The following is a 12,359-nucleotide window of genomic DNA, read 5'->3' as shown; positions in this document are numbered from 1 at the left end:
CAGGCCCTGCTTGCGGGTCTCTACGCGCCTCAATCACCAGACGCGTGGCGCGCTCGCGCAACTCGTCCGGGTACTTCTTCGGTGCCGCCATAACAGCCAATCCTCCGGGTGTTCGATGTCTCCATCAAACCCGGGGCGGAACAAACAGACTGAACCAGGCTCATGTGTCTCGGCTTGCGGCCAAATGCTTACAGGGGGCAAGGTCAAGCAGCAGGATCTCATCGATGAACTTGGCGAGTGGACTGATCCATCTCTGCTTGGGCCAGTATTGAATGCCAGGACTGGCAGCAATAACTGGAAGTCCGGGTTCTTCGGGAGCGAAGCGGAAGCACTGGCGGTCGCCCAACGTGGTCCGATGGGTGCAGTGCTCTGGACAAACGGTGCCGCGAGGCACATGGTGGTAATCGAACCGCTACGCTCAGGACAGTTCCTGGTTCGGGATCCGTTGCCAGGGGTAACTTACCGTGTCGGCGCCGACTGGATTAGACGCTACGTCGAAGGAGGGGTTTTCCAGTGACCGATAAGGTAGTGAAGCGCATTACTCCAATGTCTGAGAATACGTACGAAGTGGTCCTCGTCCTGGACGAAATAGAGCACACCGCGCAATGCACCGTGACCTACGGCCGAGATGTGCCTCTCGTGTCGTTCAAACCAAACCCACTCCACGAGCGCAGGTATACCGATACACGACCAATTGCCGCTGAGATTATTGCGGTACACCAAGCGCGCAGGAGCTCTCAAAGCCACTCTCTATGACGATCTATGCAGAGCTGGGGTGGAAATGAAGCTGCTTCCCACCCCACTCAGATCGATCGATGGCTCGCCCATCGCGATCGCCTATTATCCAAATGCCGTATGCTGGCTCGACCAACAGCTTAATCCGTGAGCATAAATCGACCGAGTATCTCTTTGTCGTGTTGCTCGAGGCAACCGCACCGTTGGAAAGCGGGGGCGGCTTGCGGTGGCATGTGTGTCGCCGCAGTGGTCGGGCCGGTCACCGCGAGGAAAGTTTGCTTTCAGGCCAGCGGGCTCGGTGGTCTACCTTCCGCACGAGGATTACCTCTGTGTCAAGATCTTGAGAGGCAGTGATCTACTCTCTAATTGTTGATCGAGGGCGAGCGAGGAGATCCGCCCCAAGTGAGTTCCGGAAATCAGGTGCCTGATCCTGAGGTTCCGGTGAGGGTACGGTCGCGGGCGTTTTCGGCGGCGTACAAGGCCAGGATTGTGGCCGAGTACGAGACGTTGGACAAGGCGGGCAAGGGTGCCCTGTTGCGCCGCGAGGGCCCGTACTCATCGTTGGTGATCGGCTGGAAGCAGCAGCGCGATATCGGTGGGCGTGAGGCGTTGAGCCGGCCGGTGGGGCGTCCGCAGGCCGATCCGCGGGGTCGGGGAATACGTTGCTGCATAGGGAGAACGAGCGTCTGCAGGCCGAGCTGAACAAGGCTTGGCGGTGATCGAGGTGTGGGGAAAGCTCTCCGCGCTGTTGGGTCAGCTCGCGACCGACAGCCCCGAACACCGGGAGCGAGCCCACACAATGATCGACGAGGCGATCGCCAAGCTGACCCCGCTGGATCGGGGTGCGGGCGGCATGCGCGGCCACGGGCCGGGCGCAGGCCAGCCACTACCGCCGATACCACCAAAGCCCGGCACCGGTCAAGCCGACGCGGGAACGCAGGCCACAGCCGCGGGAGCCGAGCCCTGCCGGGGGGATACGGTGCGGGCGTTGCGCAACAGCGAATCGTTTGCCGACAAGGCGCCCGCGACGGTGTATCACGAACTGCTCGACGAGGGCGTGTGTGTGGCGTCGATCTCGACGATGTACCGGTTCCTGCGCGCCCGCAACGAAGTTAAAGAGCGTCGCCGGCAAGCGGTTCACCCGGTGCGGGCCAAACCCGAGCTCATCGCCGAAGCGTCGAACCGGGTGTGGTCTTGGGATATCACCAAGCTACGCGGCCCGGCGAAGTGGAGCGCCTTCCACCTGTATGTGATTATCGAATATATACAGCCGCTATGTGACCGGCTGGATGATCGCCGACTGGGAATCGGCCGCGTCGGCGGAGAAACTGTTGGCCGAGGCCATCATCAAGCAACGTGTCGACCGTAACCGGCTGACCATCCACTCCGACAACGGCTCCCCGATGGCCTCCAAACCGGTGGCGTCCTGCTGGCCGACCTGGGCGTGGCCAAGACACACTCCCGCCCGCACGTCGCCAACGACAACCCCCACTCCGAAGCTCAGTTCAAACACTCAAGTACCGGCCGGACTTCCCGACCGGTTCGGTAGCATCCAAGACGCTCGCGCGTTCTGCCAACGGTTCTTCCACTGGTACAACGAAATCCATCGCCGTTCAGGCATCGCCCCCACGCGCCTGCCAATGTCCACCATGGACAACACGAGACCATCCGCGCAGCCCGTGCCGATGTCCTGGCCGCTGCCTACGCCCGCAACCCGCAACGATTCGTACGCAAGCATCCCGAGCCGCCCGCCCTGCCCGAGGCCGCCTGGATCAACAACAAGCTCCTGGGCCTCAGCGGCGTCGCACGCATCGACATCGGCTCGCTACAGGACAGTGAAGCGGTCGCCCTGCTCGAACGCATCGGTGGACAGCAGGCCGCCGCAGACGATAAGCACACCGCGGAAGTCGCTCGGCTATGCGGCAACCTGCCGCTCGCGCTGCGGATCGCCGGCAACCTGATCGCTGGAGGACTCGGCTGGAACGCAAGCTTCCTCGCCCGGCAGCTTCGCGATGAACGGGAACGCCTCAGTGAGCTTCACGCAGGCGACCTAGACGTGCGCGTATCTTTCAGCCTCAGTTACCGCCGTCTGCCAAGCAGACTGCGCTCGTTGTTTACCCAGCTCGTCCTGACCCCGGACTGAGGTTCGATGCAGCGCTCGCCGCACCACTATGCTCAGAGAAGGAGTCCAGGACGGCAGAACGTGAGGTTCAGCGTCAGCTTCGGGACCTGGCCAGCCAATCGCTACTTGAGACCGACGCTAAACCCGGCTGGTACAGACTTCACGACCTCGTGCGGGTGTACGCAAGCGAGCTACTCGCCGAGTCCACGCTGCCGGCAGACGCTGAGACTGCGCGCAACCGCGTCGTACGGAAGATCATGGGCACGGCGGCGACATGCGGTACAGCGATCAGTCCGCTGCTGGCTCGGGCGCATGGAGAAGAAGGCGCTGGCTACGATCCCCGTGCGTTGCAATGGATGGACGCTTACTGGGCTAACGTTGTCGCAGCAATTGACAGCTCGGTCACGAGCCGACGCCTTGACGAGGTCGCAGCAACTGTCCCGCGCTTGATCCGGTACGTGACCATGCGTCGTCGTGCCAGCGAATGGCTGCCGGCAATCGAAGCCGCCGCTGAGGCTGCCCGCAACACCAACCAGTCGTTGTTCATCGGATTCGAAGAACTCGCCGTTGACGCGCTCAAGGACCTTCGTCTGTATGAGGCATGCCTTCAGCGAATCGACAGGTTGCTGCCCATCGTCCCGGACACCGCGTTCGCCCGGCTGGGCAGCATCCACAACATTCGCGGCACCGCCTTGCAGGAGCTTTACCGGCACGACGAGGCACTTGCTGCGTTCTCCCAATCGATCCAGCCAGTTGATGCCCGGCAGGTGGTGGTCCGGGTGCGGGTACGCCGTCTCCGGTGCAACCGTGAGGGTTGCGGGCGGACGTTTCGTGAACAGCTACCTGGGGTCCTGGTGCGTTATCAGCGGCGTACGCCGCGGTTGGCATCCCAGATCGGCGCGGTGGCACGGGAATTGGCTGGCCGGGCCGGCGCAAGGGCATTGTCCGCCCTCGCGGTGTTCACTTCGCGTCATACTGCGCTGCGCACACTGCTGCGGCTGCCACTGCCGGTGCGACCGGTACCCCGCGTGCTTGGGGTCGACGATTTCGCTTTGCGCAAGCGCTGCCGTTACGCCACCGTGCTCATCGACGCCCAGACCCGGGAACGTATCGACGTGCTGCCCGATCGCAGTGCCGACACGCTGGAAGCCTGGCTGCGTAGTCATCCTGGCGTAGAGGTGGTGTGCCGGGACGGTTCTGGCGCCTACGCTGAAGCGATCCGTCGTGCCCTGCCTGACGCCGTGCAGGTCGGAGATCGTTGGCATATTTGGCACAACCTTGGCAAGGCCGTGGTGACCGAGGTCGCTGCGCACAGCGCGTGTTGGGGCAAGGCCAGTTTGCGGTCCCAGGATGGCAAACGCGATCAGACCACCCGGCAGCGCTGGCATCAGGTCCATGACCTGCTTGAGAAAGGTGTTGGCCTGCTTGAGTGCGCGCGTCGGCTGAACCTGGCCCTCAATACGGTCAAACGGTATGCGCGAGTGGCCGAACCTGAGCGCCTGCAACGGGTTCCTCAGTACCGGCCCACACTTGTCGATCCCTTCCGCGAACATCTGAAACGCCGCCGTGCCCAAGACCCAGCCGTGGCTGTGCTGCGCCTGTTCGAGGAGATCAAAGCCTTGGGATACAAGGGAAGTTTCAACCTGCTCTACCGCTACATCACCCAGGGCCGAGTCGAGGGCGACCGCCCGCCGATATCCCCTCGCCGCCTGGCCCGGCTCCTGCTGACCCGTCCCAGCAGCCTGACCGACAAGCAACGGGATCTTCGCGACGACCTTACCGCCGCTTGCCCGGAGATGATTGACCTCGCAGCGTTTGTTCGCGACTTCGCCGACCTGCTGCGCCCGCGTGAGGGCAACGCCGAGCGACTCGACCAATGGGTATCCGCGGTACGTGACGCCGATCTGCCGCATCTGCAAGCGTTCACCCGCGGCCTGGACCAAGACCGCGAAGCCGTACACGCAGCATTGACTCTGCCCTATCACAACGGCGGCACCGAAGGAGTCAACACGAAAACGAAACGAATCATGCGCCAAATGCACGGTCGAGCCGGATTCGCCCTTCTGCGCCACCGCATCCTGCTCAGCTGACATCATCCAGCGTCCACCACCGTTTTGGAGACAGAGCCTTTTGCGTGATAGTCCCAGTTGCTCAGACAGCCTCGCAAAATTAGCGGAGGTTTCCACCTTTCGTGATCGACAGCTGCTCCCACCGGTGCGCCGCAGGCGTTCTAGTACGGCAGTCTGAAGTCGTTATAGATCAACAGTCGGCGATGGCTTGGTTGCGTCGGTAGTGGGCCGCTTGGGCTTGGGCCTGGTGGGGTGCGTTTCTCTTTGAGTGAGGGGAGCGTCAGCGATCATGCGGCCGGGGCGAAGTCGAATGAGGCACTTGTGGCCACGGGTGAGGCACTCGTGGAGGCGGTCTGCGGGAGGGTAACTCGCCGCAAGGGGGTGACGCTGGTGTTCGTGGTGTAATCGGGTCGCGCGGACCGGGCAATGTGTGTAGGTTGCGCATTCATGCAGACTTCGCTGCTGTGGCTCTGCGGTGCGGACGCGGCCGGTAAGTCGACGGTCGGCTGGGAGATCTACAGCCGCCTCACTGGCAGTGGCCGGGCCGCGGCGTACGTGGACATCGACTACCTCGGTTTCTGTACTCCGCAACCGGGTGGTGATCCGACCTGGCTCGTGGAACGCAACCTCGCGGCGATGTGGGCGACGTTCGCCGAGGCCGGTGCCAGATGCCTGGTCGCGGCTGGTGTCGTGGTGACGCGGGAGCAGTGGCGGCGCTATGCGGCGGCCATTCCGGACGCCCGGGCCGTCTTGTGCCGGTTGCGTGTCACACCTCAGGAGCAGGCCGAACGGATCACTCGCCGTGGCGTGCTGGAGGCCGGGGACGGCGAGGCAAACGACGATTTGCTCGCCGGTTTACGGGCTTACGCTGAGCGATCCGCCCGGTTCGCCGTCAAGCTGGAAGCCGAGGACTTCGCAGACTTCGCCGTGGACACCGACGGGGTACCGATCAAGGCAGTGGCCGATCGCGTGCAGGCCGGCATCATCGCAAGTGGTTGGGATCTGCTGGTTACCTGACAAGACGACACCGGGTTGCGTGTCAGTGTGCGCAGCGTCGGTTGTTATGCGGCCAAGGCGAACCGGTCCTTGTAGCGGCTGGCGTGGGTGCGCTGGTGTTCGCGGTTGAGGTGGTATTGCCAGTAGGTGTCGAAGTCGCCGTTGGCGATGACCGCACGTAGTAGCAGGATGGCTTCGGCTCCTTGCAAGCTCCAGCGGGCGCCGGTGATGTCGAGCCTATCTTTTACCAGGTAGCGGCATGATCCTTCGATCACTCCGGTGGCGATCGGCCAGCCCAGCGTCAACGCGATGTGGTAGTTCAGGTAGGGCTCTTTGGCGTGCAGGTAGGCGATAGCGCGTTGCAGGCCCGGCGCTGGATTGTCGCTGCCGCGGCCGCGTAGACGGGCGCGCAGGTCGGCAACCACGCTTGGGGCGTGGCCTTCCAATAGGTTCCGGGCGGTGGCGGCGACGAACGCGGCGCGGGCCGGATGGGTGGGGTGAAGGTCCTCGGCAGCCCTCCATAGATACTCAAGAACGTGGATGAAGTCCACGACGATGTCGATCTGGACACCACGGCGGTTCGCTTCTGCTTCAAGACATTCCAGTTGATGGTTGGCGCCGTCGACCAGGCAGACCCAACGTCGTTGGTGGTGCGGGTCGCGGGACTGGGCTTGGTCGAACAGAGCGGCGACCATGGGCGCGACGGAGTGTTGCAGCGACGCGTCTACCTTGCGGCTGCTGGCTTGCGGGCCGTTACGCCTTGCGGCGCGTTCGGCTGCGTCGGCGGGCAGGATGTCCGCGGCGGTGCGTGGGGCAGGCGCGGCGTCGTAGAGCGCGGTCACCACCGCCATGCGGGTGCGTCCGGTGCGTTCCCGCCGCGATAGCTGGGCCGAGGGTGGCTGCGGCCCGGCCGGGCGCAGTGGTGTCGGCTCACGCAGATCCGAAGGAATCATGTTCACCCCGGTGGCGTCGATGCTGAGGACCAGTACGTCATTGCCACCGCGCCCAGCCGGATCGGGTCGCACGCTTGCCGCCTGCTGGTAAAAGTCGCGGATATCGACTGCTGCCTCGGTGGCGATCTGCATCAGCTGCCGGGTGCCCAAATACTGGCCGGCGCCTCGGATGAGCGCCTCACGGGCGGCCCGTAACGATCCGCCGGCCACCCTGTGGACCACCAGACGCTGCAACGGAAACGAGTAAAGACCGTCCGGTAAGGACAGTAGCTTGTCGGCCGGGTGCAGATTCGGCGCGCCGGGCGTCCGGTAGGCGATCCGGGTCACCTGCACCCGCCCGACCGTGGTGGCCACCAGCCGAGCGTGTCCGGTCTCGGCCCGCCGCCGTATGACACCGTCGGCGCCTGTCACCTGTTCGAGTCGTACCTCGGCTGCGGCACGGGCGTCGAGCTGGTCTTGCATCAGCTGCCGTTGCAGCTCCCGACCGGCCGAGGTGACGTACTCCTCCAGCGCCTGCTGGGAGCAGATCATCATGTCGGCACCGCTCAAATGGGCGATCATCTTGTCCAGGTGGGCGCGGGACGCGGCGAAATCGTCGGTTCCAAGCGCACGGTGCGGGTAAGGTTCCATCGGGTCTTCCTCGAGGCTGGTTCAGGCTTGTCACCGTCGCCAACTCGTCGAGGACCCTTCTGCGCCAAAGGAGTCACCCCTTCGCCGGACCTCGTGCACGCGGCAGGGTGAACATGCCCGGCTTCGTCTCCTCCACCCGTCCGGCCGCCCGCAACTTCTTGAGCCGATGCCGCACCCGTTCCACATGCCGGGCCACCGTCGCGTCCTGGCCCAATGCCGCGACCACCTCCTGGCAGCGCACCGGACGGTCACGCTCGACCAGAACCGCCAACACCTGCTCGGCGAACACCTCGGACTCGACAGCGGGTACAGCCGACACAACGCCGTTCAGCGGCGCCAACGCCTTCGCCGGATGCGCCATCGCAAGCTCACCGACCACCCCGCGGGCCGTGACCAAGCGTTCCAACTCCGCCCGGCAGACCGACAGTAACCCCCCGATCCGCTCCGCCTCGGCCACTAGCCGATCACACTCAGCCCGGCAGGCCGCCTCCCGCTCATCCAGTAGCCCAAGCACCTCGCCGACGTCCATCCGCCCGCCCTCCACGCCGGCCAATCACCCACTACAGCAACGAAATCGTCCGCCCAGCGGACACGTCGCCGCGCTGCAGCTCACTCAGAAGGAAACGCACCCGGCCTGGTGTCGGCGTCGCCAGTGTGACCAGGTGAGGACTTGTTCGAGTACTGCCCTGCTGGCTGGTCTGGCTGCCAGGATGAGCGCTGCGATGAGGTATCTGGCTTCGTTGACGCTGATGGGGATGAGGCGGTCCGGGTCGGTCATGTGTGACGGGTCGGTGGGGTCGGGTTGGTTGTCGTGGATGGCCAGACGGTCAGCGCGTGGCTGATCATGGTGAGGGTGCAGTGGCGGTGCCAGCCCTGCCAGCTGCGGGTTTGGTAGTGGTCGAGGCCGAACTGGTCCTTGGTGACCTGAAAACCTTCCTCTATCGCCCACCTGCGTCCGGCGACGGCGATGAGTTCGTGCAGGCCGGCGTGGGTGGGGTGCCAGGTCAGGTAGTAGGCGAACGTGCCGTCGCTTCCTCGTCTGACCAGGAGGCTGTGCTGTCCGGTAGGGCTGTCGCCGTCGATGGCGATCCACGCCCAGTCGTAGTAGCGGGGTCCTTTTGATCCGGAGCCGCAGTGGTAGCGCTGCCACTGGTGGCTTGCGGGACGGCGGGTGAGGACATCGACGCGGGTGCGCTGGCCGAGTTGACGGATCTGGGTGTTGCAGGCGACCGCGACGACGTAGCCCAGGCCCAGGGCGCGTAGCCCGGCGCGGAACTTGCCGTCACGACCGTAGGCCTCGTCGGCGGCCACCCATGCCGCGTTCAGCCCCGCGGTGAGCGTTCGGGCGATCATCGTCAACGCCAGCTGTGGTTTCGTAGCGAACTGCGTGCCTTCGGGCACGCCCGCTTCGGCGCACCGCCCAGGGTCGGCAACCCAGTGCCGGGGCAGGTAGAAGGCCCGGTCGACCAGGACCCGCAAGGTGGCGGTGACGTAGCCGACGAACACCCCGATCTGGCAGGAGTCGATCCTGCCCAGAGTGCCCGAGTATTGGCGGGCGACGCCTGCCGAGCCGGTGCCCTTCTTCGCGAACCCCGTCTCGTCGACCACAAGGACACCGCCCGGCGTGACGGTCGCCGCCAATGAATTTGAGCGAGTCTTCGTGGAGTCCGGACCTGGCTTTATCAACGTGACCGTCACGGCTTCGGCGCTTTCCGACCTGCTCAACGAGATGTCCGCCGATGACCGGCTCGGCGTGCCAATGACGGCCTCACCGGAGATCGTGGTGATCGACTATTCGGCGCCGAATGTGGCGAAGGAAATGCACGTCGGGCATCTGCGCTCGATCGTGATCGGCGATGCGACAGCCCGGATGCTGACCTGGCTGGGGCACGAGGTTCAACGGGCTAACGACGTCGGGGACCGGGGTACGCCGTTCGGGATGCTCATCGAGCACCTGCTCGACCTCGGTGAGACGGAGGCCGTCCATGAGCTGTCGGTCGGTGATCTCAACAATTTCTATCATGGTGCGCGGGTTGAGTTCGACTCCGACTCTGAATTCGCCGATCGGTCCCGTGCCCGGGTCGTGGCGCTGCAGTCCGGTGATGAGAAGACGCTGCGGCTGTGGAAGCTGCTCGTGGCCGAAAGCGAAAAGTACTTCTTTGCCGTCTACGACACCCTCGATGTCACGTTGACCAGCGATGACTTTTATGGGGAGAGCTTCTACAACCCGATGCTGGCGCCGGTTGTCGAGGAGCTCGACCGGTTGGGGCTGCTTAGCGACAGCGACGGGGCGAAGGTCGTCTTTCCTGCTGGGTTCACAGGACGGGACGGCGAACCGATGCCGCTGATAGTGCGCAAGCGGGATGGCGGCTATCATTGCGAGGTGGCTCACCTGCGGAAACGAAACGCGGGCAGCTGATCACGGGATCGTTATGACGAGCGCCTCCGATGTCGCCTTCGGTGCGCCGAGGTTCCAGCGCGGATCCGCCATGACGAAATGCATGTCGACATGGCCCAGGGACAGCAGTTCCGGCCGAAATTGCGCTACATCTCCACAGAAGGTGAACCGACAGCCAGAAGCGGCGATGCGCCGGATCTCGTCACGACCGGCGGTCGCCGACCCGTTTACCATGATCGGCGCATCCCGCATGCAGATGTTCTGCACCGAATGATCGCTCAACGTGGTGGTAAAGGGTCTCGGTGGCCCGATGATCCCGGGACCGGGTACGAAGTCCTCGAATCCCAGGTAGTTGGTTTCACCTTCGCCGCCGAGGTTGATGCTCCGTCCCGGTAGCGGGTTCACCGGCACGCCGAAGTGGTTCGTGCGACCGCCGCTGCCGGGCCCGGAGAACCCGGAGAGGGGACATGTCGAGTGATCATGAGGTGCGCCGAGAACGGTCGTCGAGATGAACTCATCGGTGGCTACCGCCTGCTCCTCGAAGATCGCCATCTCATCGTCGAGGCTGCGCAGCGTTCGCTTGCCTACGATGTCGTCAGGCGTCACCTGGCCCGGCGCGAGGATGTCGCGGGCTTCCTTGAAGTCGAAGACCGCCTCGGCCGTCAGCTCCCCGTAGACACCGTCGATGACAAGGAAGACCTCACCATCGCTGAGCAGGCTCAGGGCGATCTGGATGCTCGCGACATGGGAGCCCTGCGCACCCGGCACGATGTGCGCGGCATCGTCGACGAGGCAAGCGTCGAGCGTTGGATTAGGAGGATCGGTGAAGAGACGTGAAACTAGCGGCATGTCGACATAATGCCTGCTCATGCGCTGGTGGCGCAGCCGCTTCGCCGCGAACCGTACGCGATTCGGTCACTGGATCGGCGCCTTCGGGCCCGGAGAAGTCCTTTTCGGGTGGGCCACGGCGGTGACCTGTGGGTGATGTCGGTGGATTGTCGGAATCTGCGGGAGAGCCTGTCCGACATCGCCTTTGTCGTGGATGTACTCAAAGCGTCACGACGGCATGAGCGCACACCCACACCACATCCTGGAGCGGGCTACCCGAGCGGGCTGTCGCGTCCCCTGAGAATGCTCTCTACCCGGGAGAACGCGTGAAACCGCTGATCGTCGACACCCATGCCGCGTCGTGCTACTTCCGCACCAGCGTCGGCGGTGACGGCCGTAAGGCGCTGGTGCAGATCACCGAACGGTGCAACCTGCATTGTGCGCACTGCTTCGTCTCGTCGACCAAGGCCGGCAATGACATGCCACTCGACCAGTTCGTCGGCACGGTAATGCCCCGGCTGGGCGAAGCGCGAGTCGAACGCATCACCCTCACCGGCGGCGAGCCGTTCGAGCACCCCGACCTTATGAGCATGTGCCGCGCCGTCACCGACACCGGAATAAGCCTCGGAATCTGCACCAACGCCACTCTGGTCAGCGACGAACAGATCGCCGCGCTGGTCGGCATGGGCAACGTCCACATCACGTGAGTCTCGATGGGTTCCGGGCGGCGAGCCACGGTAAGTTTCGCGGCGACCAGTCGTCGTTTGCCGTCACCGTCGCTACCGTCCGCCGGTTTGCCGCCGCCACATTACTCAAAGGGTTGCTGTCCACGCCGAACATGCTCACCGTGCCCGACGAGTTCGCCGACCTGTGCGAGTTCGCCGTCGAGGTTGGCGCCGAGTACGTCCTGACCAACCCACTGAGCTCGTTCGGTCGCGGGGCCAAGAGCCAAAGCCGGATGGCCGCCGACGCCGCCCAGATGCGCGCCATCCGCGCGGTCACCGACCGTTTCGCCGACCGCCTGGACCTGGTGCGGATGCGATTCCCCAACGATGAAGAGAAACCGCTCGCAGGCTGCTACGCAGGCAAGCTCCTCTACGTGTATACCAACGGCGATGTCGCGTCCTGCCCGTACCTGGACTTCGCCGCCCGCACCCACGCCTCTCCGTACCCGGCGGATGAGTTCATCGTGGGCAATATCTACACCGGTCCCGTCACTGCGGCGTTGGACGGCTACTCGTTCCACGACCTCTACACAGTGGGCTCCAACTCGACCTACGGCAGCTGTGCGCTGACCTCGACCTGCGGGAAGGGCTGCCCGGCCGCGGTCATCTCCCGATTGGTGATGGCCGCACCGTCATCATCGACAGCTTCGGCATCCCACCTCAGCAACGCCTCCGCATTTTACACGCAGCCACACCGGGGATTACTGGATTGATCCAATTCAACCCCTACCCGATCCGTATCCTCGGAGGTGGGCTCGACCTTAGCCTCAATCCGTGGACTCGGTGATGGCGTGATCTTTGGGTCAGGTGTTGGTGATTCGAGTTTGTTGAGGGTGTGACTGGGCTGCTGGTCCTGTGTCCAGCATGCTCTGATCCTTTTCGCAGGGCCGATTAGGTGTGGTG

9 protein-coding genes and 2 pseudogenes are annotated in these 12,359 nt (G+C 64.1%); 6 read left to right on the top strand and 5 right to left on the bottom strand.

Annotated elements, in window-relative coordinates:
- Nucleotides 1–1,107: 1,107 nt before the first annotated feature.
- Nucleotides 1,108–2,512, top strand: a pseudogene (locus tag DM816_RS46010) (IS3 family transposase); the annotation flags it as partial.
- Nucleotides 2,513–2,650: 138 nt separating this feature from the next.
- Here the strand turns inward: DM816_RS46010 and DM816_RS45370 are convergent.
- Entirely contained in the window at nt 2,651–2,776 is a 126-nt protein-coding gene (locus tag DM816_RS45370; RefSeq protein WP_281274388.1) for a hypothetical protein, read from the bottom strand.
- Between the two features lie 251 nt (nt 2,777–3,027).
- Between DM816_RS45370 and DM816_RS34515 the strand changes: the two genes are divergently transcribed.
- Nucleotides 3,028–4,947, top strand: coding sequence for an ISL3 family transposase (locus DM816_RS34515; RefSeq protein WP_342768787.1), 1,920 nt, complete (start codon nt 3,028–3,030; stop codon nt 4,945–4,947).
- A 426-nt stretch (nt 4,948–5,373) separates the two neighbouring features.
- Nucleotides 5,374–5,943, top strand: coding sequence for a nucleoside/nucleotide kinase family protein (locus DM816_RS34510; RefSeq protein WP_117214661.1), 570 nt, complete (start codon nt 5,374–5,376; stop codon nt 5,941–5,943).
- A gap of 44 nt (nt 5,944–5,987) precedes the next feature.
- On the opposite strand, the gene DM816_RS34505 is transcribed toward DM816_RS34510, so the two are convergent.
- The 3 genes from DM816_RS34505 to DM816_RS34495 form a co-directional block, all read right to left on the bottom strand.
- Nucleotides 5,988–7,406, bottom strand: a complete 1,419-nt coding sequence (locus DM816_RS34505) for an ISKra4 family transposase (RefSeq protein WP_281274387.1) — start codon at nt 7,404–7,406, stop codon at nt 5,988–5,990.
- 172 nt (nt 7,407–7,578) lie between these two features.
- Nucleotides 7,579–8,058 carry a hypothetical protein gene (locus DM816_RS34500; protein ID WP_162908128.1) on the bottom strand — a complete coding sequence of 160 codons (480 nt, stop codon included), beginning with the start codon at nt 8,056–8,058 and terminating at the stop codon, nt 7,579–7,581.
- A 221-nt stretch (nt 8,059–8,279) separates the two neighbouring features.
- A complete protein-coding gene (locus DM816_RS34495; RefSeq protein WP_246002525.1) occupies nt 8,280–9,113 on the bottom strand; it encodes an IS701 family transposase in 834 nt (277 codons plus the stop codon).
- A gap of 58 nt (nt 9,114–9,171) precedes the next feature.
- On the opposite strand from DM816_RS34495, the pseudogene argS reads away from it, so the two are divergent.
- Nucleotides 9,172–9,879 (top strand): annotated as a pseudogene (gene argS / locus DM816_RS34490) (arginine--tRNA ligase domain-containing protein); the annotation flags it as partial.
- A gap of 45 nt (nt 9,880–9,924) precedes the next feature.
- Here the strand turns inward: argS and DM816_RS34485 are convergent.
- Nucleotides 9,925–10,773, bottom strand: a complete 849-nt coding sequence (locus DM816_RS34485; protein WP_117214657.1) for a peptidoglycan-binding domain-containing protein — start codon at nt 10,771–10,773, stop codon at nt 9,925–9,927.
- Between the two features lie 284 nt (nt 10,774–11,057).
- Between DM816_RS34485 and DM816_RS44845 the strand changes: the two genes are divergently transcribed.
- Together DM816_RS44845 and DM816_RS34480 are read left to right on the top strand one after the other, a co-directional pair.
- On the top strand, nt 11,058–11,438 hold the full coding sequence (locus DM816_RS44845; protein WP_246002524.1) for a radical SAM protein: 381 nt from the start codon (nt 11,058–11,060) through the stop codon (nt 11,436–11,438).
- Nucleotides 11,435–12,169, top strand: a complete 735-nt coding sequence (locus DM816_RS34480; RefSeq protein WP_246002523.1) for a radical SAM protein — start codon at nt 11,435–11,437, stop codon at nt 12,167–12,169. Before DM816_RS44845 ends, DM816_RS34480 begins: the two co-directional genes overlap by 4 nt.
- Nucleotides 12,170–12,359 lie beyond the last annotated feature (190 nt).

Source organism: Allorhizocola rhizosphaerae, from assembly GCF_003426775.1.
Classification (GTDB): Bacteria; Actinomycetota; Actinomycetes; order Mycobacteriales; family Micromonosporaceae; genus Allorhizocola; species Allorhizocola rhizosphaerae.
The sequence above is the reverse complement of the archived record's forward strand: the minus strand, read 5'-3'. Positions and strand labels throughout refer to the sequence as shown.